This window comes from Streptomyces sp. NPDC026246 (assembly GCF_055567995.1).
Window position 1 is genome coordinate 181777 of the sequence record NZ_JBVHPJ010000005.1, and the last position, 23739, is coordinate 205515.

General features: G+C 74.6%; 14 protein-coding genes. 2 read left to right on the forward strand and 12 right to left on the reverse strand.

Annotated elements, in window-relative coordinates:
* Nucleotides 1-44: 44 nt before the first annotated feature.
* Nucleotides 45-803: a DeoR/GlpR family DNA-binding transcription regulator gene (locus tag ACZ4M5_RS15315; protein WP_467736842.1), complete on the reverse strand. Its 759-nt coding sequence runs from the start codon at nt 801-803 to the stop codon at nt 45-47.
* A 48-nt stretch (nt 804-851) separates the two neighbouring features.
* Here ACZ4M5_RS15315 and ACZ4M5_RS15320 point away from each other — a divergent pair, with 48 nt between their 5' ends.
* Both ACZ4M5_RS15320 and ACZ4M5_RS15325 read left to right on the forward strand, forming a co-directional pair.
* Nucleotides 852-1235: a DUF4406 domain-containing protein gene (locus ACZ4M5_RS15320; protein ID WP_467736844.1), complete on the forward strand. Its 384-nt coding sequence runs from the start codon at nt 852-854 to the stop codon at nt 1233-1235.
* A complete protein-coding gene (locus tag ACZ4M5_RS15325; RefSeq protein WP_467736846.1) occupies nt 1232-1894 on the forward strand; it encodes an NUDIX domain-containing protein in 663 nt (220 codons plus the stop codon). The genes ACZ4M5_RS15320 and ACZ4M5_RS15325 overlap by 4 nt, the downstream gene beginning before the upstream one ends.
* Nucleotides 1895-1901: 7 nt before the next feature.
* Here ACZ4M5_RS15325 and ACZ4M5_RS15330 read toward each other — a convergent pair whose 3' ends face one another.
* The 11 genes from ACZ4M5_RS15330 to ACZ4M5_RS15380 all read right to left on the reverse strand — a co-directional run bounded on the left by ACZ4M5_RS15330 (nt 1902) and on the right by ACZ4M5_RS15380 (nt 23731).
* Nucleotides 1902-2867 carry a GNAT family N-acetyltransferase gene (locus tag ACZ4M5_RS15330; protein WP_467736848.1) on the reverse strand — a complete coding sequence of 322 codons (966 nt, stop codon included), beginning with the start codon at nt 2865-2867 and terminating at the stop codon, nt 1902-1904.
* 90 nt (nt 2868-2957) lie between these two features.
* Complete coding sequence (locus ACZ4M5_RS15335) at nt 2958-3764, reverse strand: SCO4651 family lipoprotein (RefSeq protein WP_467736850.1); 807 nt, start codon at nt 3762-3764, stop codon at nt 2958-2960.
* Between the two features lie 204 nt (nt 3765-3968).
* A complete protein-coding gene (locus ACZ4M5_RS15340) occupies nt 3969-4700 on the reverse strand; it encodes a 4'-phosphopantetheinyl transferase family protein (protein WP_467736852.1) in 732 nt (243 codons plus the stop codon).
* Nucleotides 4701-4709: 9 nt separating this feature from the next.
* Nucleotides 4710-5963: an MFS transporter gene (locus ACZ4M5_RS15345; protein WP_467736854.1), complete on the reverse strand. Its 1254-nt coding sequence runs from the start codon at nt 5961-5963 to the stop codon at nt 4710-4712.
* A gap of 112 nt (nt 5964-6075) precedes the next feature.
* A complete protein-coding gene (locus ACZ4M5_RS15350) occupies nt 6076-6390 on the reverse strand; it encodes a hypothetical protein (protein WP_467736856.1) in 315 nt (104 codons plus the stop codon).
* Nucleotides 6391-6473: 83 nt separating this feature from the next.
* Nucleotides 6474-7766, reverse strand: coding sequence for a glutamate synthase-related protein (locus ACZ4M5_RS15355; RefSeq protein ID WP_467736858.1), 1293 nt, complete (start codon nt 7764-7766; stop codon nt 6474-6476).
* Nucleotides 7763-10195 carry an amino acid--tRNA ligase-related protein gene (locus ACZ4M5_RS15360; protein ID WP_467736860.1) on the reverse strand — a complete coding sequence of 811 codons (2433 nt, stop codon included), beginning with the start codon at nt 10193-10195 and terminating at the stop codon, nt 7763-7765. The genes ACZ4M5_RS15355 and ACZ4M5_RS15360 overlap by 4 nt, the downstream gene beginning before the upstream one ends.
* Nucleotides 10192-10614 carry a cobalamin B12-binding domain-containing protein gene (locus tag ACZ4M5_RS15365; RefSeq protein WP_467736862.1) on the reverse strand — a complete coding sequence of 141 codons (423 nt, stop codon included), beginning with the start codon at nt 10612-10614 and terminating at the stop codon, nt 10192-10194. Before ACZ4M5_RS15365 ends, ACZ4M5_RS15360 begins: the two co-directional genes overlap by 4 nt.
* A 176-nt stretch (nt 10615-10790) precedes the next feature.
* Nucleotides 10791-10997: an MbtH family protein gene (locus ACZ4M5_RS15370; RefSeq protein WP_467736864.1), complete on the reverse strand. Its 207-nt coding sequence runs from the start codon at nt 10995-10997 to the stop codon at nt 10791-10793.
* Entirely contained in the window at nt 10994-18109 is a 7116-nt protein-coding gene (locus ACZ4M5_RS15375; protein ID WP_467736868.1) for an amino acid adenylation domain-containing protein, read from the reverse strand. Before ACZ4M5_RS15375 ends, ACZ4M5_RS15370 begins: the two co-directional genes overlap by 4 nt.
* A 285-nt stretch (nt 18110-18394) precedes the next feature.
* The gene (locus ACZ4M5_RS15380; protein ID WP_467737364.1) at nt 18395-23731 is read right to left on the reverse strand and encodes a condensation domain-containing protein; all 5337 of its coding nucleotides are present in this window, start codon (nt 23729-23731) and stop codon (nt 18395-18397) included.
* Between the last annotated feature and the right edge of the window lie 8 nt (nt 23732-23739).

The window sequence follows — 23739 nt, forward strand, 5'->3', positions numbered from 1 at the left end:
GGACCGGCTTCGACGGTTGTGGGCAGCCCGGGGCCTTCCGCGCTTCAGCCCGCCGTCAGGATCCGCACCCCGAGCTCCGTCAGCTGCTCGACGACCGTGTCCCCGGGGGACGCGTCGGTGATCAGTGCGGTGACCTTCTCCCAGGGCAGGACGCGGTACGGCGAGGCTGTGCCGATCTTCTCGGAGGACGCCAGGACATAGGTGTCGGCGGCCCGGGCGGACAGGGCGCGCTTCATCGCCGCTTCCTCGGCGTCCCCGGTGGTCAGGCCCGCCTCGGGGTGGACGCCGGTGACACCGAGCAGACAGAGGTCGGCGGAGACGTTCTGCGCGGCCTCGACCGCGGCGGCACCGCAGGTGACCGCCGAATGCTTGAAGACGCGCCCGCCCAGCAGGAAGAGCTCCGCACCGGGATGGTCGAGGAGGGCCGCGGCGATCGTCGGACTGTGCGTGATCACGGTGCAGACGAGGTCCCTCGGCAGCGCTTCGGCGACGGCGAGGGCCGTGGTGCCCCCGTCGAGGATCAGCGAGCCGTGCGGCCGCACCAGGCCGGCGGCGACCGCGGCGACCTTCCGCTTGCCCTCCGGCGCCACCGTCTGCCGCGCGTCGTAGTCCACCACCGCCGGAGACGCGGGCAGGGCGCCGCCGTACACCCGCTGGCACAGCCCCTCGGCCGCGAGTTCCCTCAGGTCGCGCCGCACGCTGTCCTCGGAGATCCCCAGCTCGGCGGCGACGTCCTTGGCGACGATCTTTCCGGTGCGGGCGAGGAGACCGAGTAGGTGCTCGCGTCGTTCAGCGGCCAGCATGCACGTTCCTTCCGAATGTTGCCTGTTTTTGCGTGTAGTCTAGCGGCCATGACCGACAAGCCGATGCTCATCCTGATCGCGGGCCCCTACCGCTCCGGCACCGACGGCGACCCACAGGCCATGGCCGCCAATCTGGCGCGGCTCGAAGCCGCGGCCTGGCCCGTCTTCGCGGCCGGCCACCTTCCGGTGATCGGTGAATGGATCGCGTTGCCCGTCCTCCGGTCCGCCGACGCGGGTCCCACCGACCCTCTCGCCGACCAGGTGCTCTACCCGACCGCCGACCGCCTCCTGGCCCACTGCGACGCGGTGTTGCGCCTGCCCGGCGAATCCACCGGAGCCGACCAGGACGTCGCCACCGCCCGGCGCCGCGGCCTGCCCGTCTATCACGACGCGGCCGAGATACCCCACCGCACGCCGCAGGAGGCCGCGTGACGAGCCGCCCAGGCATCGACACACCCGACCACCGCGGACGCACCCACCTCGACCGGGCCGGACGCGGCCTCGACCGCAACCCCGGCGTCGTGGTCCGCGACGTCGAACTCACGTCCCAGGGCTGGCACGTGCTGCGCCGCACCACCTTCGACTACCGCCGGCGTGACGGACGGTGGGAGAGGCAGCAGCGCGAGACCTACGACCGGGGCAACGGCGCCGTCGTCCTGCCCTACGACATGGAACGCGGATGCGTGCTGCTCACCCGCCAGTTCCGGTACCCGGCCTACGTGAACGACCACCCCGACGGCATGCTCGTCGAGGCTGCGGCAGGGCTGCTCGGCGGGGACGACCCGCACACGGCGATCCGACGCGAGAGCGCCGAGGAACTCGGCGTCACCCTCGGCCCCGTCACCCACGTCCTGGACGCCTACATGAGCCCGGGTTCCGTCACCGAACGCCTGCACTTCTTCACCGCTCCGTACAGGCCCGCCGACCGGAACGGCAGCGGTGGCGGGCTGGAGGAGGACGGCGAGGACATCGAGGTCCTCGAACTCCCGTTCACCGAGGCCCTCGCGATGACCCGGGACGGACGCATCGTCGACGGCAAGACCATCCTCATCCTGCACTGGGCGGCACTGAGCGGGCCCTTCGCGGGATGAGCGGTGGTCACGGCGCGGTACTGGTGCGCAGCTGCCATGTGTCGATGGCCTCGTCGGGCCGCATGCCCAGGTGCTCGTAGAGCGCGAGGGCCCCTGTGGTGTTCTCGGTGTCCACCCCGAGGCCCACCGTGTCCCTGCCGCGTGCGGCGAACGCGGCGAACGCGGTGCGCAGGAGGTGCGCGCCGACTCCACGGCCGCGCGCGTCCTCGAGAACTGCGAGTTGCCGGACCCAGCCCATCGTCAGGCGGTTGTCGTGGGCGGCGAGGGTGCCCACCGTGCCGCTCCCCGCCACGTCCGCGAGCCACACCAGCGACGGATCGGCCTCGGTGGTGGGCGTGGCCAGTGCCTCGCGCCACCGCTCGAAGCCCACGGGGTGATGGCCGAAGTGGTCGACGAAGGCCTTCTCGACGAGGTCGTGAGCGAGCCGCAGGTCCGCTTCGGACGTGCAGGTGCGCACGGACACTCCCGGAGGCGCGGCCGGCGGGGTGTCGGTGTCCGCGGCGACGGGTTTGCTGAGCACGTTGTACCGGCGCACCCGCTCCCAGCCCCTTGCCCGCAGCAGGGTGGGGTCGAGGGTCGAGGGGTCCCTGAGGTAGAGGTGGCACACCGCTTCGGTCCGGCCGTTGGCGCGCGCGACGGCCGCAGCGCGGGAACCCATCAGGTCGAGGAGGGCGGCCCCCGCCTCCTGGTGTTCCGGCAGCACGTAGTGATCGGCGTCGATGTGTCCGGTCCCGTGGCTGTCGCAGACCAGCGCGTAGCCGACCAACGTCCCGCCCTCGTCGAAGGCGAGCCAGGTGTCGGTCTCGGGCCGGGTGCCCGACAGCGTCATGTCGCGGACGACCTCGGCCACTTCGGTTCCCGGTTCACCGGTCTCGATGACGTCGATCTTGTTGATCAGTTCGCATATCCCGGCGGCGTCCTCGACCGTGGCCGGCCGTACGGTGATGCGTGATGTGGCGGAGCGCTGTCGCATGTCCGTCAGTGTGTTCGGCGGTGATGGAGGGTGCAACGGCTTTTCTGCGACCCGGACCTCCGGCCCCACCGGACGGGGGGGCCGGTGGGCTCAGCCGTTCAGGACGCCGCCGACCTCGGAGACGGGGACCGTGTCCGCGGCCGGCGGGACCTTCACGCGGATCGGCTCGCCGATGTCCGACAGGGTCATGGTCTGCTGGACCTGCGCGCCGGACAGGTTGACGCTCATCCGGGTCCTCGCCGGCCGTCCGCGGCCGTCGACCCACACGTCGGCGAAGACGGGGATGTCACTGCCCAGGGAGTCCCGCACCTGGTCCATCTTCGTGCGCACCTTCGCGGCCATGCGCAGGGTGACGGTCCGGTGGTCGAGGATCCCGCGGTAGTGCACGGTGCGCACGCCCCGGACCTTCTCCTCGCCCTCCCGGGAGATGTCGCGCATGGCGGCGATCTGCCGCAGGACGTGCTCGGGGTCGTTGAGCGGGGCTCGCAGCAGGTAGTGGGCCTCGGCCTTGGCGCGGGGCAGGACCCCCCAGGTGTCCTCCCCCATGCCCGCGGCGCCGCTGAGGTAGATCTGCCCGCCGGCGAAGACCTGGTCGCTGTGGTCGATGGCGCCGCCGGGGAAGTCGACCGCCAAGTGGCCCTTGTCGGCCGCGAAGTCGAAGCCGCCCGTGACGGTGAGGTCGTACACCTGGCCCTCGCCCTCCAGCCTGACCTCCTGGCGGACCGCGGCGCTGGTCTCACGGAGACGCGCGACGGCCTCTCGTACGGCGGAGCGGCCGTCGGACGCGGCGTGGGAGGCCGGTGACGACGCAGGCGCTGCGTGGTCCTCGGCGTCGGCCGTCGCACATCCGGCGCACAACAGCACGGCGGCGGCGACGAGCACGAGAGGGCGGCGCATGGGCTTCTCCGAGGTCCGGGCGAGTGACGCGGCCCCTGCGGCACCGTCTCGCGCCGCGATCATACGGAGGCCGCGCACAGCAGTGCGAATCGGAGCCGGCCCGTGACCACGGGTCGCTGACCAGGGGCGGGGAACGAGCGGAACGAGGGCGGAGCGGTGCCGGGTCGCAGGGACCCGGCACCGAAGTGCGGCCGTGCGCGACGGTCAGGGTGTGCGCAGGGCCACCGCCGCGCAGTGGCCCACCGGGACCGTGACGTCCGCCAGGGACCAGCCGGGCACGGGGGCCGGCCGGGGCCCTGAGCCGACGTAGTCCGCCGAAGGGTCGGCGGACAGGCCCACACCCAGCCCTTTCAGATAGGCCTCCTTGCGGGTCCACACCCGGGTGAAGGCCGCCGGCCGCTCCGTTGCGGGGAGGCGGGAGAGTTCCGCCGCCTCCCGTGGATGCAGGACGTCGGCGGTCTCCAGGATCGTCGCCGGCGCCACCAGTTCCTCCACGTCCACCCCGACCGGGGCGGTGGCGAACGCCAGGAGGCTCAGGCCGGTGCAGTGCGAGAGCGAGAAGTGCAGGGTGTCGCCGGGCAGGACGGGTCTGCCGTGGGGTTCGTCGCAGTGCAGGCACGGCGCCCGCTCGATGACGACCTCGCCCGGCGCGATGTCGAGGTAGAGGCCGAGGAGGCGGCGCAGCGCCACGTGCGCGCAGACGTAGGAGTCGCGGTCGGCGGTCTGGACGAACTCGGCGGCTCGCGCGAGTTCCTGGCCGTCCAGGACGGCCGGTGCCCCACGCTCGGCGTGTGTGCGGTACTCGCTGGTGTCCACCAGCCACACCTCCGGGCCCGGGGACGGGCGGGGTGTGCCGTCCGGCCCACCGCCGGGGTCGGGGGCGGAGCCGGTCAGCCGCCGGGGCAGCAGCAGACGGGGAACGGTCAGGACGGTCATGGCCCTCCTTCAGGCGGCGGCCGGCACGGGAGTTTCGGCGGCCTTCTGCTCGGCTTCCTCGACGCGGGCCGGGTGGCGCAGGGCGAGGACGGCGGCCAGCGGGGAGACGAAGGCGATCGTGCCGCACAGCAGCCACGTGGCCTGCACGCCCAGTACGAGCGACAGGCTGCTGAAGACGGCGATGGAGATCGGGGCGGTGCCGATGCCGGCGAGCGCTAGCGTGGACATCGCGGCACCCATCCGCTCCTCGGGGGCCGCCTCCTGGTAAAGGGTCACGATGGCGGGGCCGTTGAGGCCGGACAGCAGGCCGACGGCGGCGGCGACGGCGGTGAGCGACACGACCGACGGCATCAGTGCCATGACCAGGATGCCCGCGGCCAGACCCGCCCCGGTGACGACCAGGCGGACGTACATCGGGATGCGGTGGGCCAGCACGGCGCCCAGCGCGCTGGACCCGAGTGCGCCGACGCTGAAGGCGGCGAGCACCACGCCGACGGCACCGACGCCCCAGCCCCGTTCGGACACCAGCAGCGGCAGGGCGACCTCCGCGGGCCAGCTGAAGGCCATGTCCAGGGACAGGGAGGCGAGGAACATCCAGCGCAGGCGGGGGTGGCCCGCCAGCAGCCGGAAGCCGTCACCGGAGCGCTTGATCAGGGAGGCGCCGGGTTCCGGCTCGGGCCGGCGGAAGCCGTGGGTGACGTGCAGCAGGCAGCCCAGCCAGATCGCGCCCGTGACCGCACCGGCGGCCAGCGCCAGCCACAGTTCTCCCACGGAGATGAGGAACGCGCCGGTGGGGGCGCCGAGGATGGGTGCCACCCTCAGCACCATGGCGTACAGCGAGTTGGCGCGGGCCAGCTGGTCGCCGCGCGCCAGCATGGGCAGCAGGACGCCGGAGGCGGGTCCGGCCAGACCCAGCAGGACGCCCTCGATCAGGGCGATCACCACCAGGGGCCAGAGGGACTCGGTGGTGGCCGTGATCACGGCGCCGGCCGCCAGCAGGGCCACGCGGGCCGTGGTGGTGCGCAGCAGCACGAAGCGCGGGCCGAGGGTGTCGGCGACGGCACCGCCGAAGATGAGCATGAGGGCGCGCGGCACGGTCGCGGCGAGCATCAGCAGGGTGACGGCACCGGTGCCCCCGAGCTGGACGGCCGTCCAGTTCATGGCGATGAGCAGGGCGAAACTGCCGAGCTGGACGGCGGCTTGACCGCCGACGAGGGAACCGACCCGGCCCCAGGGGACCGGGTGCTGTGCGGTGGTGTCCATGGAGGTACCTGTTCTTCGGGAGGGAGGGAGGGAGGGAGAAGGGTGAGGCCGGAGCCGGTGGCCGGGCGGGGCCGGGGTCAAGGCGGACACGGGGTCAGGGGCGGGGCCGGGGTCAGGGGCGGTGGGCGGCCAGGGCGTGGCGTACGGCTCGGTGGGCGGCACGGTCCGTTTCGGCGGCCCGGGGGGCGCGGCCGTACGTGCGCAGTTCCAGGTGCCCCCCGAGGTGGGCGAGCCCGGCTTCGCGCAGGGCACGGGTGGCGGCCGTGCCGGCGGTTCCGGCGCCGGGGCCGGGCCGGACGCTGACGCCGGGCGTCCCGTCGGTGCCGGTGAGCCGGAACCGGGCCCGGACCAGCCCGCGAGCGGAGCGGGGACGGTCCGCCGCGGCCGGGCCGGACCGGCCGCGGGCCGGCCCCCTGCGGGGTCGCACCGGTCCCCGGCCCGAGCCGGGACGGTCGCCGGGTCGCCGCCGCCCCCGGGCCGGTCCCGGTGAGGCGTCGCGCGCGGACCGGCTCACGGCTGGTCCCCGGCCGTCACGGCAGGCGCTCGGTCCGGTTCCGCGACCGGACCCGCGGCCGGGTCCCACAGGTCCTCCGGCGCCAGGTCGCCGACCCGGTACTTGCCCAGCGCGCTGATCAGCAGGCGCAGTTCCAGTGCCAGGGCGTCGACGAGGCGGACCAGGCCGTCGTCCGGGTCCTCGTCCACGGCGAGCAGTGCCGCCCGGCCCAGACCGACGGCACGGGCGCCCAGGGCGAGGGCGCGCACGGCCCGGCCGCCCTCCCAGATCCTGCCGGTGGCCAGCAGGTCCCCGGCGGGCGGGCCGATGCGCCGCAGGCACTCGGCGAGCGGCAGGCCGACCTCGTCGAGGAAGACGCGGGGCGCCCAGCCGGTGCCGCCCTCCGCGCCGTCCACGGTGACGGCGTCGGCACCGGCCGCCCAGGCGGTGGCGGCGGCCAGGGCCACGTCGCGGCCGGGGTGGAACTTCACCCAGGTGCGGGCGAGGGGGAAGTTGTTCCGCATGAACCGCAGTTGCTGGCGGACGATCTCCTCGGTGAAGGTGCCGGGGGTGGCGCAGCGCAGTCGCCGGGCGGGATCGCCCAGCACGTCCTGGACCGTGAACTGCCCGGCCAGCCGCTCGCCTTCGGCGGTGTCGACCACGGTCATGCCGCCGAGGCCCGGCTTGGCGCCCTGGCCTGCCTTCAGCTCGAAGCCCAGCCGGCCGGAGTCGCGCAGGGCCCGGGTGCCGGGGTCGCTGTACAGGAGGTTCCACACCTCCGAGTCGGCGTCCTCGGTGGACTGCTGCACCACCACCCCGCCGACGCCGTCGGCCACGGTCTCCGCGTAGACGGCGATGCGTTCCAGCAGGGCCGAGCGCACCCGGCCGGCGTCGCCGCCGCGCCGGTAGCCGTGCACCGGCACCATGTTCTCGCCGATCACCATGGGGATGCCGAGGCGCGCGGCCTGCCGGGTCGCCGCCAGGGCGAGGTCGCCGCTGCCGGCCCGGGTGGAGCCGAACGCGGAGAGGTACAGCGGCAGCCGGGTGGCGAACCCGCCGGTGCGGCCGGACAGGTCGACGTCCTCGTGGGAGGGTTCCCGGCCGAGGTCGATCAGCTTCTCCAGCCGCCGGGGCATGAACACCGGTGGCGCGACGCGCAGTCGGTCGAGGCCGTCGGGAGGTTCGGCGGCCGTGGCCCCGAAGAGGGCGCCGCCGTACTGCTCGGCCGCCGGGAAGACGTCCGCGCTGCCGGCCCGGGCCCTCGCCCGTATGCGGCGCTCCGGGAACCCCGTCGCGTGCAGGGCGTTCACGGCGCGATCACCCCCGGCAGCTTCGGGTAGGCGCTGACCTGCCACAGGGAGTCCAGCCCGGTCAGGAAGCGGACCAGTCGCTGCAGTCCCATGCCGAAGCCGGCGCTGGGGCGGATGCCCTCGCGGGCCAGCTGCAGGTACCAGGCGTACTTGGCGGGGTTCTCGCCGCTCTCGCGCATCCGCGTCACGATCGTCGCGTAGTCGGACTCGCGTTCGCTGCCGCTGGCCAGTTCGCCGTATCCGCCGTGGGCGAGCAGGTCGAAGTTGCGCAGCACGCCCGGGCGTTCGGGGTCCTCGCGGTCGTAGAAGCCGCGTGAGCCCTTGGGGTAGTCGTCGACGAAGAAAGGGCGGTCGGCCTCCAGGGACAGCAGCCGCTCGCCCGTCCAGTCGATCTCGGCGTCGGGGCTCTGCGGGTGGCCTGCGGCGACGAGCCGGGCGACGGCCTCGTCATGGGTGCGGGTGTCGAACTTGCCCGACCGCAGTTCCGCGAAGTCGAGTTCGTCGCGGCCCAGTTCGCGCAGCACGTCGGGGACGGCCGTCCACACGTGTTCGACGACGTGGGTGAGCAGTCCGGCGGCGATGTCCTGGGCGTCCTTGCGGGTGCCGTCGGCCAGTTCCACGTCGATCTGGTGGAACTCCACGAGGTGGCGGCCGGTGCCGGCGGTCTCCGGGGGTTCCACGCGCACGTTGGGTGCGACGTAGAACAGGCGCGGGAAGCCCTTCAGGGAGGCCTGCTTGTAGAGGATGGCGCTGGTCATCAGCTTGTAGGGCTGTCCGTAGTAGTCGACGTCGAGTGCCTTGGCGCCCCGCCCGCCGGGGTCGGTGACCGGGCCCACCAGCGGCGGCAGCAGCTCGACGAAGCCCTCGCCGCGCAGGAACGCGCGGGCGGCGTACAGGGCTTCCTGCTGGACGAGCATCGCCGAGCGCAGTCGCGGTGAGGCCAGGTGCTCGCCCAGCGCGGGCGGGATGGTGGCGTCCATGTCGTCTCCTGGTCGTGAAGGGGGTGGGGTTCGATGTGTGGGCGTGGCGGGGCGGGCCGGCGTGCCGGGGGGCGCGGGCGTCGCGCGCGTGGGTGATGGGCCGGGGCGGTCGTAGCGGTCGGCCAGCGTGTGCAGGGCCCGCAGCAGGCCGGTGGAGGTCATGGGGCCGGGTGCGCCGGGCGCGGCGTAGGGCACGGCGGGCATCCGTCCCACGGCGGACCAGCGCAGCGTCCCGTCGGGGGCGAGGAAGCTGCGGCTGCGGCCCGCGTTGTCCGGGTGCAGGCAGTAGGGGACGTCGAGCACCCCCCGTGCGAACGCGGTGCGCAGCGCGCGTCCCGGGTCGTCGGAGAGCTCCAGGACGGCCTCCACGAAGGCCCGCGCCTCCCGGTAGACGGCGCCGTCCGCCGGGGCGCCGGTACCGTCCCGTTCGGCCAGGGCGGCCGCGGCCGCCGCGGTCTCCAGCGCCCGTACGTTCTCCCCCACGGTCGGGATGCGGTGCGCCTCGGCGGCCGTCTTGACGATCAGCCGTGCGGCACCGGACCGGACGGCGAGGTGTGCGGCGTCCTCCAGGAGCCGGGTCGCCCCGCGCTCGGTGCGGGGGAAGACGCCCATGTAGGCGTAGAGGACGACGTGCCGGTCCACGTCGGCGGGCAGGAACTCCTCGGCGAGGCGGCGCAGCGCGCGGACCGCCTCCGCGTCCTGCGCCTGGTCGGTCTGCTGCGCGTAGCTCAGGGAGATGCTGCGGATGCCGTGGCGGACGAAGAAGAGCCCTTCGAGGAGGCTGAGCGCGACGAGCAGTCCGGGCGGGCACAACTGTCCGAGCATGCAGCCGCCGAAGCTCTCGACGTGGGCGGTGCGACGGTCGGGGACCAGGGCGGCCAGCAGCTCGCACGAACGGGCCCAGTTGTCCACGGACTCGGCGAGCGGGGTGCGGCCGTAGGGCAGGCAGTAGGAGACGGGGCCGCCTTCGGTGGCGTCCAGACCGGCCGCGGTGAGCGCCCGGATGATGGGTTCGGGCCGGGAGGAGCCGTGCCGTACCTGGACGGGGAAGCCGGGGGCGCGGAGGGAGTTCAGCAGGTCGCGGGTGCGGTCCGCGGGGTGGGTGGCGATGGGGTAGCCGTTGAGCGGGGTGCCCTCGGCGAGCGCGGCCCGGGCGGCGGCGAGGTCGCCGGTGCGTGTGTAGCTGTCGATGGTGAGGGTGCCGACGGTGGTGGCGACGGCGGAGTGGGTGCGCCGCAGGCCCTCGCGCATCCGCCGCGGGTCGCTGAAGCCCATGCGGGGCTGGACGACGAGACGGCCTGCGGCGGCCGCGGCGGCGACGTACTCCCCGAAGGACGCGGTCCGCTCCCGTGCGTCGAACCCCCCGCCGGCGGGGGGTTCGGCCTGCCGGTCGCCCGCGCCCGCCGTGCCGGCCGGGTGCGGGGCGGGCAGCGTCGCGATGGTGTTCACGCGGCGGCCCGCCCGGTGAAGGTCTCGTCCAGCCACGTCCGCAGGGCGGCGGTGTCGCCGTCGTCGAAGACGGCCGCGCAGCCGGCGCGCAGCAGCCTGGCGCGCTGCTCGGGGTCGGCGCGGCCGGCGACGCCGAGCTTGCCGCCGATGACGACGGGCGGGTGCGGGCCGGCTGCGCGCAGGGCCCGCAGGGCGGTCAGCCCGTCGCGGTACCCGTGCCCGTTCACGCTGCTGATGACCACCAGGTCGGGCCGCTCGGCCGCGCAGACCCCGGCCAGCAGTTCGCCGCCGACGCACGGGCCGAGGTTGCGCACCCGGTGCCCGCACTCCTCCAGGAGCAGCTGGAGATAGACGAGGTTCCAGGTGTGGGAATCCGAGGCCGTGCCGGTCAGCAGGGTGTTCACATTCCGTCGTCGCATGCTCAGAAATATAGGAGAACCGAGCTTTCCGGAGAGGCAGTTGCGGCGGCAGGATCACGGGAAGAACGGGTTTCGCGTCAGTCGCGGAAAAGGGGCGGCCGGCGACACGGAAACGAAAACGGCCGCGCCCCGTGACTTCACGGGGCGCGGCCGGTGGTCTTCCAGCGATGCGGACGTCAGGAATACTGCGCGACGAGGCTGAGCGGGCGGATGTCGGTCCAGTTCTTCTCCACGTACTCCAGGGCGGCGGCCCGCGATCCGGGACCCCACACCGCGTCCCAGCCTGCGGGGATGTCCGCGAAGACGGGCCACAGGGCGTGCTGCCCCTCGGCGTTGACCACGACGTGGAAGGTGCCCTCGGGGTCGTCGAAGGGGTTGGTCATGACAGGCTCCTCAGTTTCTCGGAAAGGATGCGGCCGATCAGGGCGAGCGGTTCGGGTTCTCCCATTCTGGTGTGGGGAACCCCGATCAGATGGTTTTCCACGGGACCGTCGATATAGGGGATCCAGTTCTGCGCGAGAGTGTTCTCCGTTTCTCCCTCTTCGAGTGCGCCGAGGAAGACCAGGTCGGTTTTCACCGGGCGCGGGGCATAAAGGTTCATGATTTCGGCGTGGTTGATGGAGGCGCCGATCACCGAGCGGATCTCGTCGTCGGAGAAGGCACCGAGCACCGGGTCCTTCAGCCGGACCAGGCCGATGAGCGCCTCGACGTCGAAAGGGGCGTCCTCGGGCTCGTCCGAGGCGTCGCCGACGAGCATGTCCCGCTTCTGCGCCGGCGTCATGTGGCGGCGCCGGGGCTCGGTGGGCAGCAGGTGCACGTCCATCATCGCGAGCAGGTCGCACCGCTCCCCCAGGTCGGCGAGCCGCGCCGCCAGCGCGTGGGCGACGGTGCCGCCGAAGGACCACCCGAGGAACCGGTAGGGGCCGTGCGGCTGGACCTCGCGGATCAGCGGCAGGTAGTCGTCGACCATCTCCTCGACCGACCGGGGCGAGTGGCCCAGCTCCGCCAGGGCGCGCGCCTGCACCGCGTACAGCGGCTGGTCGGGGCCCAGGTGGCGGGTGAGCCCGGCGTAGGTCCAGCCGACGCCGGTGCCGGGGTGGAGACAGAACAGCGGGGGCCTGCTGCCCTTGGTCTGCAGGGGCAGCAGGACGCCCATGGGGTCGAAGCCGTTCGGTTCGTCGGCCAGCAGCCCTGCCACGGTCGGGGTGCGGAACAGGTCCCGCACGCCCAGTTCGAGGCCGAGGACCGCCCGCATCCGGCTGATCAGACGCACGCCGAGCAGGGAGTGGCCGCCCAGGGTGAAGAAGTTGTCGTCGATGCCGACGCTGTCGGCGCCGAGCACCTCGGCGAACAGGCCGCACAGCAGTTCCTCGCGCGGGGTGCGCGGCGCGCGGCCGGCGGTCCGGACCGCCGGTGCGGGGGCGGGCAGTGCCGTGCGGTCGGGCTTGCCGTTGACCGTCAGCGGGATCGCGTCGAGCAGCACCGCCGCCGAGGGCACCATGTGCTCGGGGAGTTGGTCCGCCGCCCAGCGCAGCAGATCCGGGCCGGTGAGTTCGTACCCGGTGCGCGGCACGGCGTAGGCGACCAGGCGCTTGCCGCCGGGGCCGTCGTCGAGGACCACCACAGCGGCCTGCCCGACGCCGGGGTGGCGGGCCAGGGTGGCCTCGATCTCGCCGGGCTCGATCCGGAAGCCGCGGAGTTTGATCTGGCCGTCGGCCCGGCCGAGGAAGCGCAGTTCGCCGTCGGCGGTCCAGCACACCAGGTCTCCGGTGCGGTACATCCGACCGCCGTCCGCGCCGAACGGGTCGGCGACGAAACGTTCGGCGGTCAGCGCCGGGCGGCCGACGTAGCCGCGTGCCACCTGGGTGCCGGCGATGTACATCTCGCCCGCCACACCCATGGGCACCGGGCGCAGCCGCTCGTCCAGGACGTAGACCCGGGTGTTGTCGAGTGCCGCGCCCAGGTACACGCCGCGCAGGGCGCGTTCGGTGACGGGGAAGTGCTGGTGGTGGGAGGCGAAGGTGGTCTCGGTGGGTCCGTAGCTGTGCACCAGGACGGTGTCCGGGCAGTGGGTCAGGACCCGTTGGAGCGCCTGGGGGGAGGCGACGTCGCCGCCGGTCCACACCTCGTCGAGCAGTTTGAGGGTGTCCAGGCCCTCGTCGGCCATGATGTGGAACAGGCCCATGGTGAAGTAGGCGGCGGTGACGCGGTGGGTGCGCACGGTGTGGTCGATCTCGGCGAGGTCCGTGCCGTCGCCCGGGCAGAACACCAACTCCCCGCCGCTCAGCAGCGGTACCCACAACTCGTAGGTGGACGCGTCGAAGCCGATGGCCGAGTGCACGAGCATGCGCCGGTGGTGGTGGCGGTTCCAGCAGCGGTCGGTCGCCAGCTCCACCACGTTGCGGTGGGTCACCCCGACGCCCTTGGGCCGGCCGGTGGAGCCGGACGTGAACATCACGTACGTGAGGGCGTCCTCGCCGACCGTCACACCCGGGTCCCCGGTGGCGGACGGGTCGAAGGCGCCGGGCGCGTCCACCGCCAGCACCCGCAGCCCGGCCGCCTCCTCGGCGGTCACGGAGGGCGAGTCCAGGTGTGCCCGCTGGGTGAGGAGCACCCTCGCGCCGGTGTCCTGCGTCATCGTGCGCACCCGGGCCTCGGGCAGCCGGGGGTCCATCGGCACGTAGGCGGCACCGCACTTGAGGACCGCCAGCAGCGCCACCGGCAGCAGGGGCGTCCGGTCCATGAGCACGGCGACGGCCGCATCGCGGCGCACCCCGGCGGCGAGCAGGGTGTGCGCCAGCGCGGTGGCGCGGGCGTCCAACTCGGCGTAGGTGACCCGCTCCTCGCCGTGGGACAGGGCGATCCGGTCGGGGGTGCGCCGGGCCTGGGCGGTGAACCGCTCGTGCACCAGCCCGCATCCGGCGGTCGGGGCGGCCGTGTCGTTGTACGACGTCAGCAGGCGGAACTCCTCCTCGGCCGACAGCAGCACGAGATCGGTGATCCGCTGCGCGGGGTCGTGCGCCACGGCCCGCAGGATGCGCTCCAGGTGGGCGGCCAGCACGGCGGCCGTCGCCGCGTCGTACAGGTCCGTGGCGTACTCCAGGACTCCGCCCAGACCGGCGGCCCGGCCGTCGGCCGTACGGGTCTCCCGCAGGGACAGGGTCAGGTCGAACTTGGTGTGGCCCGACTCGGTGGCCAGCGGGGTGCCGGCCAGCGCGCTGCCCTCCCCCGGACCCGCCTCGGCGGGCTCCACCTGCACGATCGTCTGCACCAGCGGGTGCCGGCCGGTCGACCGGGGCGGGTTGAGCCGCTCCACCACCAGGTCGAAGGGCAGCTCCTGGTGGGCGAAGGCCGCCAGGTCGGTGGCGCGCACCCGGTCCAGCAGCTCCTCGAACCGCGGGTCGCCGGAGGTGTCGCAGCGCAGCACGAGGGTGTTGACGAAGAACCCCACCAGGTCGTCGAGGGCCTCGTCGTCGCGTCCGGCGACCACCGTGCCCAGCGGCAGGTCGGTGCCGGCGCCGTGCCTGGTCAGCAGCGCGGCGAGCGCCGCCTGCACGACCATGAACAGGGTGGCCCCGTGGCCCAGGGCGAGCCGCTCCAGGCGTGCGTGCACGTCCGCGTCCAGGGCGAGCGGGACCGCCGCGCCCCGCTTCGACGCCTCGGCCGGGCGGGTCCGGGCCGGGGTGGGTTCGAGCACGTCGGGGGCGCCCGCGAGGGTCTCGCGCCAGAAGGCGACGTGCGCCTCGGCCGCCTCGTCCCGGAGGGCGTCGCGTTCCCACAGCGTGTAGTCCGTGTACTGCACCGGCAGCGGCTCCCAGTCGGGGGCGGAGCCCGCGCTGCGCGCCGCGTAGGCGGCGGCCAGGTCGTGCAGCAGCGGACCGGTGGACCAGCCGTCGGCGGCGATGTGGTGCACGAGCAGCACCAGGATCTGCCCGGCGCCTTCCTCGGTGAGAAGGGTGGCGCGCAGGGGCGGGTCGACGGCCAGGTCGAAGACGTGACCGGCCGCCTCGTCGACGGCTGCGGCCAGTGCGGCGCCGGCGGGGCAGTCCACCACGTCGAGCACCGGGCGGGCCGCGGCGCCCGTCAGCACCCGCTGGTACGGCTCCCCGTCCACCGCGGGGTAGACCGTGCGCAGCACCTCGTGCCGACCGGCCACGTCGGCCAGCGCGTCGGCGAGGACTTCGGGGTCGAGCGGCCGGTCCAGCCGCAGCGCGAAGGGGATGGTGTAGGAGCGGCTCGGGCCCTCCAGCTGGTCCACGAACCACAGCCGCCGCTGCGCGTACGACAGTGGCACCCGCTCGGGCCGGAGCCGGGCGGGGACGGGTGCCGGTCCGGACCTGCCGGACGGGATGGCCTGCCCGGCGAGACGGGCCGCGAGCTCGCGGGGCGTGGGGGCGAGGAAGAGGTCCCTGATCCGGGCCTCCAGCCCCAGGGTGGCCCGTATGCGGTTGACCAGGCGCACCCCGTACATCGAATGCCCGCCCACCGAGAAGAAGTTGTCGTCCGGGCCGAGCTCCGGGCGGCCGATCACCTCGGCGAACAGGGTGCGCAGCACCTTCTCCACGTGCGGCTGCCCGGTGGCGGCCCCGGCTCGTGCGGTCTCCCGCTGCTCGCGCCGGGCCTGCCGGAGCCGGTCCCGCAGGCCGGTGACACGGGCCGCCTCCTCGGGGGTGAGCAACTCCCGTGCGCTGACGGGAGCGTGCGGATCGGCGCCGGCCCGCTCCAGGGCGCGCACGAAGAGGTCCAGCAGCAGGCGGGCGGTGTCCGGTTCGAAGAGATCGGCCGCGTACTGCCACCACACGGTGAGGGAGCCGTCCGCGGGCCGGGCGACACAGGAAGCGCTGAGGTCGAACTTGGCGGCCTCCAGGCCGGGTTCGGTGAAGCGCCCGGCGAGCGGGCCCCTCGTGCCGGAGCCGGAGCCGTCGTCGGTCTCGGCGGTGAGCATCACCTGGAAGAACGGGTTCACCGCGAGGGACCGCTCCGGCGCCAGGTGCTCCACCAGCAGATCGAAGGGGAGGTCCTGGTGCGCGTAGGCGGTGAGGTCCGCGTCCCTGGCGCGCTCCACCAGTTCGGCGTACGAGGCGGGTCCGGACACGTCGGTGCGCAGCACCAGGGTGTTGACGAAGAAGCCCACCAGGTCGTCCAGGGCCTCGTCGCCCCGGCCGGCGACGGGGGTGCCGACGGCGATGTCCTCCCCCGCTCCCGCGGCCGCCAGGGCCAGTGCGAGCGCGGGCTGCAGCACCATGAGCAGGCTGGCCCCGTGCTCGTCGCCGAGCGCGGTGAGCCGCTGTAGCGCGTCCGCGCCGAGGCGGGCGGTGAGGGTGGCGCCGGCGCCGGTGGGCTCGGCGGGGCGGGGGCGGTCCGCGGGCAGGTCGAGGACGGTCGGCATGCCGTCCAGCGCGGCACGCCAGTGTGCGAGCAGCGGAGCCGGGTCCGCGAGCAGGTCCCGCTGCCACAGCGTGTAGTCGGCGTACTGCACCGGCAGCGGCTCCCAGTCGGGCGCCGCACCGGCGCGGCGCGCCGCGTAGGCGGTGCCCAGGTCGTGCAGCAGGGGGCCCACGGACCAGCCGTCGGTGGCGATGTGGTGGGTGAGCAGGACGAGCGTCGCCCCCGGCTCGCCGTCCGCCGTGGCCTCGGTGCGCAACAGCGCCGCGCGCAATGGCAGTTGGGATGCCAGATCGAAGGTCGCGGAGGTGAAGCGGGCCACCTCGGCAGCCACGTCGTCGGCCGCGCAGGTGTGCTGGTGGAGCGGGACCGGCGGCTCGTCGAGGACGTGCTGGTAGGGCTCGCCGTCGACGGCCGGGTACACCGTCCGCAGCACCTCGTGGCGTTCCACCAGGTCACCGAGGGCGGCGGTCAGGGCGGCGGGGTCGGGATCCTCGTCGAGCCGCAGCACGACCGGGAGGTGGTAGGTGGTGGAGGGGCCCTCGAGACCGGCGAGGAACCACAGCCGCCGCTGGGCGTACGACAGCGGCACCCGGTCCTCGGCCGGCAGCGGTTCCCCGGCGAACACGTCGAAGGCCGGGTCCGGTGCCGTGACGGGGGCCGGGGCGGCTACGCGGGCGGCGCGGGCGCGCAGTTCCCTGCGGTCGATCTTCCCGGAGGAGGTGCGGGGCAGTGACCGGACCGGGGTGAACGTCGTGGGTACGGCGGCCGGGGGCAGCGCCTGCCGGGTGTGCTCGCGCAGCGCGGACGGGCTCACGCCGTCCTCCGTGACCACGAAGGCGGTGAGGCGCTTGCCGCCGCCGGGGGCTTCGGTGGCGACCACGGCGGCCTCGCGCACCCCTGCGTGGCCCGAGAGCACCGACTCGACGGAGGCGGGGTCCACCCGGTGGCCGTTGATCTTCACCTCGTCGTCGGCGCGGCCCTCGAAACCGAGTCGGCCGTCGTCCCGGATGCGTACGAGATCGCCGGTGCGGTAGGCGCGTTCCGTGCCGAGCCGGGCGAAGCGGCGCTCCGTCAGCTCGGGCCGGCCGAGGTAGCCCAGGGCCAGCTGTCCCCCCAGCAGCCACAGTTCACCGTCGACCACGGCGGCCCGCACACCGGGCAGCGGCGTCCCGATCGGCACCGGCCCACCGGTGTACCGGGACAGGTCGGCGACGGTGGCGACGACGGTCGTCTCGGTGGGGCCGTAGGTGTTCAGCAGCCGTACCTGCTCGGGGTCCACGGACGCGCACCACTGGGCGACCCGCTCCGGCAGCGCCGCCTCACCGCCGATGACCACGGTGCGCAGCGCGGGGGGCAGTTCGGCGAGCCCGGCGGCCAGGGTGTGCGCCAGTTCGTGCCAGTAGGCGGTGGGCAGGTCCAGCACGGTGACACCGTGTGCGGCGCAGCCGGCCAGCAGTCCGGGGACGTCCAGCATGTCCTCGTCGCGCAGGACGAGGGTGGCGCCCGCGCACAGGGTGAGGAAGACCTCCTCCACACTGGCGTCGAAGTGCAGCGGGGCGAACTGCAGGACGACGTCGTCCGCGGTGATGCCGTAGACGTCGGTGGCCGCGGCGGTGAAGGCGGCGAGCGCGTCCTGCCCGACGACCACGCCGTTCGGGGTGCCGGTGGAGCCCGAGGTGTAGATGACGTATGCGGCGTCGGTGTCCACGCCGGGCCCCGGCAGGACGTGTTCCCCGTCGACGGAGGTCAGGGCCGTGCCCGTGCAGTCGGCGAGGACGGCAGCGGTGCGGGCGGCGGGGGCCGCGGGGTCCAGCGGCAGATAGGCCGCGCCGGTGCGCAGGGCGGCGAGGAGGCCCACGATGGCGTCGACACCGCGCGGCCTGTGCACGGCGACCAGCCGGCCCGGGCCCGCACCGCGGTCGGCCAGCTCGTCGGCGCGGAACGCCACGGCGAGGGCCAACTGCCCGTACGTCATGCGCCGTTCGCCGTGCACGAGGGCGATCCGCTCGGCGTCCTGACCGGCGATCCGGTCCAGGACGCGGGACGCCGTGCGGGGCGCCGGGCCGCCGTCCAGGACGGCGGAGGCGGTGGGGACGGTCGAGGGCATCGCGGGGCCTCCAGGCGAGGGTTCGGGGTGTGCCGCCGGCTGACGTGCTCCCACGCTAGGCAGCGCAGGCAGCCGCGGCGGGCAGTCGGCGGGGCAGCTGTCCGGCGGCTCGTCGCCGGTTTCCTGCCGCTGCCGGCGCGAACTGCCGCCGCGGCTGCCGCCGTTCGTGTTCGGCGGCGCCGGGCAGGGCGAAGCCCGGGGCACCCGACGGCGGTCGGGTGCCCCGGGCGGCAGGGCTGCAGGGCTGCAGGGCGATGGCCGTAGGTGCCTTCTCGCCGATGTCGGTTACGGCTGGCGGACCCGGCTGCCGGTGCGCGCGCGGCGGCGCAGCGGCGGGGCCTGGGCGGGGCCGGCCGCGGCGGCGCCCGCCAGGTAGGCGGCGAGCTTCGCCGGGGTGGGGTGGCGGAACACCTCGCGCAGGGTGAGTTCACGGCCCAGTTCGGTGCGGACCCGGTTGACCAGGCGGACCGCGAGCAGGGAGTGGCCGCCCGCCTTGAAGAAGTTGTCCCCCGGGCCGACCTCCCGCCCGTCGAGCACCTCCGCGAACAGCCGCAGCAGACCGGTCAGCAGGGTGTCCCCCGGCCCGGTGATGCCGGCGCGGTCGTCCCGGTCGTCGTCCCGCGGATCCGCGCAGTCGCCGTGCGCGACGGTGATCACGGCGGGCACGCTGTACTCGGGCAGCCGCTCGGCCACCCAGGCCTGCACGTCCTCCTCGACGAGCCCCGCGCCCGTCACCTCGGCCGTGACCCGCTCGTCGGCGACCCGCACCCGGGCCTCGCGCACCGCCGGGTGCGCGGCCAGGACGGCCCGCACCTGCTCGACGTCGATCGGGTAGCCGTTCACCACGGGTCTCTCGCCACGCCGGTCGGCCGGGGCCGGAAGGTCTCCGACGCGCGCGTCCGGGTCGGCCGCGTACAACTCCAGTGCCCTCGTGAGCAGATCGGTCAGCCGAGCGGCCCCGGACGGCCCGTACAGGTCCGTGGCGTACTCCAGCACGCCCGCCAGAGAACCGTCCGGCTGCTCCGTCAGCGCGAAGGTGAGGTCCGACTTGGCGGTCCGCGAGGTGTGGGGCAGTCCGGTGCCGGCCAGCGGACCGGCGGGCGTGTCGTGCTGCTCGGCGCGGGAGTCGACCTGGAGCATCACCTGCACCAGGGGGTGGTGGGCGGTGGACCGGTGGGGGTTGAGGTGCTCCACCAGCCGGTCGAAGGGGAGGTCCTGGTGGTCGTAGGCCGCCAGGTCCGCGTCGCGCACACGTTCCAGCAGGGTGCCGAAGTCGGGGTCGCCGGAGGTGTCGGTGCGCAGGACGAGGGTGTTGACGAAGAAGCCGACCAGGCCGGACAGCGCCTCGTCGCCGCGTCCCGCCACACTCGTGCCCAGCGCCAGGTCGGACCCCGCGCCCAGGCGGGTCAGGCAGGCCGCCAGTGCCGCCTGCACCGCCATGAACAGCGTGGCGCCCCGGGCCCGCGCGGTCCGCACCAGGGCCCGGTGCGTGGCGGCGGGCACGGTGAAGGAGGTGAGCGCACCGCGTCCGGACGGCAGCGCCGGCCGGGGCCGGTCCGTCGGCAGGTCGGTCAGCGGCGGCAGATCCGCCAACGTGTCCTGCCAGAAGCGCAGTTCGCGATCAGCGCCGCCGTCCGAGAGCAGTTGTCGCTGCCACAGCGTGTAGTCGGCGTACTGCAGCGGCAGCGCGGGCCGGTCCGGCGCCTGCCCTCGTGCCCGCGCCTCGTACGCGGCCGCCAGGTCCGCCAGCAGCGGGCCGGTGGACCAGCCGTCGGCGGCGATGTGGTGCAGCAGCAGCACGAGGGTCTGCGGGCCGTCGCCCTGCGGATGGAGGAGCCACGCCCGCAGGGGGATGTCCCGCGCCAGGTCGAAGACGTGCGCGGCGGCGGCGTCGACGGCCGCCGGCACGTCGGCGGGCCGGCCCAGCTCGAGGTGCGGACGGGCCACGTCCAGCACCTGCTGGTAGGGCTCGCCGCCCTCGCTGCCGTAGACGGTGCGCAGTACCTCGTGCCGTTCGGCGACGTCCGCGAGCGCGTCGGCCAGCGCCATCGGATCCAGCGGCCGTTCCAGACGCCGCACCAGGGCGATGTTGTACGTGGCCGACGGGCCTTCCATCTGGTCCACGAACCACAGCCGGCGCTGGGCGTACGACAGCGGCAGCCGCGCGGGGCGCCGCCCGGCGGGGAGCGCCACCGGCCCGGGCCGGGAGGCCGCCCGGTCCGCTGCGGTCTCCGCCAGCCGCCGGTGCAGGGCGAGCGGGGTCGGCGCGAGGAACAGGTCACGGATGCCCAGTTCGACGCCGAGCACCCGCCGGACGCGGTTGACGAGCTTGCTGGCCAGCAGCGAATGTCCGCCGCACTTGAAGAAGTTGGCGTCGGCGGCGAACGTGTCACGTCCCAGTGCCGTGGCGAAGAGCCCGGCGAGGATCTCGACACGCGGCGCGTGCGGGGCTGCTCCGGCGGCGTCCTCGGCGGGCTGTCGCGCGGAGGCGGCCGCGAGTCCTTCGCGCCGGGCGGTCAGCGCCCGGTCCTCCTCGGCCGTCACCAGCTTGAGTCCCGACAGCCGCACCGAGGCGTCGGCGGCGACGGCCCGCAGCGAGCGAGTGAAGACGTCCAGCAGCAGCCGGGCCGTCTCCGCCTCGAACAGGTCCGCCGCGTACCCGAGGTGGAGGTCCACGCCCGCGGGCCCGCCGTCCGCCGTGCGGCGCACGGCGCAGTGGAACGACAGGTCGAACTTGGCGGCGCCCAGGTCGGTGCTGGTGGCGGTGGCGGTGAGGGTGCCGAGGCGGGCACGTTCGGCGGCGGTCTCCTGCACGGTGAGCATCACCTGGAAGAAGGGATGCTCGCCCAGCGCCCGTCCGGGCTCCGCGAGCTGCTCCACGAGCAGGTCGAAGGGCAGGTCCTGGTGGTCGAAGGCGGCCAGGTCGGCGTCGCGGACCCGGTCCACGAGATCGGCGGCGGTGGGGTCCCCGGACAGGTCGGCGCGCAGGACCAGGGAGTTGACGAAGCAGCCGACCAGGTCGTGCAGGTCCTGGTGGGAGCGGCCGGCCACCGGGGTGCCCACCGCCAGGTCCGTGCCCGCGCCGACGGCGTGGAGGGTGGCCGCCAGTGCCGCCCTGACCACCATGAAGAGGCTGGCCCTGCGTTCCCGCGCGAGTGCGGTGAGCGCCCGGTGGGTGTCCACGTCCAGGACGGCCGTCACCGCCGCTCCGCGCCCGGACGGCTCGACGGGCCGCGGGTGGTCGTACGGGAGGTCCGTGCGCGCCGGCAGGCCGGCCAGGGCCTGCTCCCAGAAGGCCTGCAGCCGCTGCCGGGCCGGTCCGGCCAGCAGGTCGCGCTGCCACAGGGCGAAGTCGGCGTACTGCACGGGCAGGGGCCGCCAGAGCGGTGCGCGGCCCGTGAGGCGAGCGGCGTAGGCCTCGCCCAGGTCGCGCGTCAGCGGGGCCAGGGACCAGCCGTCCGTGACGATGTGGTGCACGAGCAGCACGAGGACGGCCGTGCCGTCGCCGGGCAGGAACACCCGCGCCCGCAGGGGCCCTTCGGTTGCCAGGTCCAGGACCGAACGGCCGAACGCGGCCACCCGGCCGTCCAGTTCGCCGGGCGGGCACTGCTCCCACCGCACGGCGTCCGGGATCCCGTCCGCCGGCACCACCCGCTGGTGGGGCTCGCCGTCCTCGGACCCGTACACCGTGCGCAGCACCTCGTGCCGGGCGCGTACGTCGGCCAGCGCGGCGGCGAGCGCCCGCCGGTCGGGCACCCCGTCGAGCCGCAGCACCAGCGGCGCGTTGTAGGCGGCCGAGGCGCCCTCGATCCGGCCGAGCAGCCACAGGGCGCGTTGTGCGGCGGACAGCGGCAGCCGGGCGGGCCGTTCCCCGGCGGGTACGGCGGTCAGCTCCGGCCGGTCGTCGGCGCGGGTGGTCCGGGCGGCTTCGGTGAGCCGCCGGTGCAGGGCGGCCGGGGTCGGGGCGAGGAAGAGGTCGCGGATGCCCACCTCGGTGCCGAGCGCCCCGCGGACGCGGTTGACGAGCTTGCCCGCGAGCAGGGAGTGCCCGCCGTTGCGGAAGAAGTTGGCGTCCGCGGCGACCGTCTCCCGGCCGAGCACCTCGGCGAACAGGCCGCAGAGGATCTCCTCGCGCGGGGTGAGCACGTCGGCCCGCACGGCCGCGGGAGCGGACTCGGCGTCGGTGGTGCGCCCGGTGCGGGCCCGTCGCCGCTGAAGCTCCCGGCGTTTCCCGCCGCTGAGCAGCTCGAGTTCGGCGGTGGGTCGCAGCGGGTCGGCGGCGCAGGCGGCCAGGGCCTTCAGATAGGCGTCGAGCAGCAGGCGGGCGGTGTCCGCGTCGAACAGGTCCTCGGCGTAGGTCAGGGCCACGTCGACGCCGTCCGGGCGGCCGTCCTCGGTGTGGTGCTCGGCGCAGTACCAGGTCAGGTCGAACTTGGCGGCGTCCGGACCGGTGTCGGCGGTGCGCCCGGTGAGCCCGCCGGCGAGCGGGACCGGGCCCGGTCCGGTGCCGTCGGCGGCGACGGTCAGCATCACCTGGAAGAACGGGTGGTGGCCGAGGGCCCGTTCCGGTGCCAGGTGCTCCACGAGCACGTCGAAGGGCAGGTCCTGGTGTTCGTAGGCGGCCAGGTCGGTGTCGCGGACCCGGTCGACGAGCTCGGACACGGTCGGGTTGCCCGACAGATCGGTGCGCAGGGCGAGGGAGTTGACGAAGAACCCGACGAGCTCGTGGAGGTCCTCCTCCGGGCGGCCTGCGACGGGCGTCCCGATGACGACGTCCTCGCCGGCCCCGGCGGCCGCCAGTGTCGCTGCCAGAGCGGCCCGGGCCACCATCGTCAGGGTCGCGCGCCGGCCGCGGGCCAGGGTCAGCAGTCCGCCGTGGGCGGCCGCGTCCAGCCGGCCGGTGACGGTGGCTCCGCGGCCGGACGGCTCGACCGGGCGGGGCCGGTCGGCGGGCAGGTCGAGCACGGCGGGCGCTCCGTCCAACGCGACACGCCAGTACGCCAGTTGCTCGGCGGCCAGACTGCCCGGGTCGGCCGGGTCGCCCAGCAGTTCGTGCTGCCACAGTGTGTAGTCCCGGTACTGGACGGGCAGCGGCTCCCACTCCGGCGCCCGGCCCGCGCTCCGGGCGGCGTAGGCCCCCGCCAGGTCGCGCAGCAGGGGCCGCACGGACCATCCGTCGGTGGCGACGTGGTGGAGGAGCAGCACGAGCACGGAGGTGCTCCGGGCGCGGGAGGTGTCCGTGGACGGGCGGGCGCCCGTGGTCCCGTGACCGGTCCGGAACAGCCGGGCGAGCAGCGGCGGCCGGGCGGTGATGTCGATCGGCTGCCGGACGAACGCGGCCACGGCCGCGTCGCGTTCGCCGGGTGCACAGTCCTCGACGGCCAGGGGTTCGACGGCGGAGGCCGGCCGCACCTGCTGGTACGGCTCACCGTCGGGGCCGGCCGCCAGGACCGTCCGCAGCACCTCGTGCCGCTCCACGACGTCGGCCAGGGCGGCCCGCAGGGCCTCGGGGTCCGGCACTCCGTCCAGGTGGAGCACGACGGGGGCGTTGTAGGCCGCGGAGGGCCCGTGCAGACGGCCCAGGAACCACAGCCGGCGCTGGGCGAACGACAGCGGGATCACGGTCATGG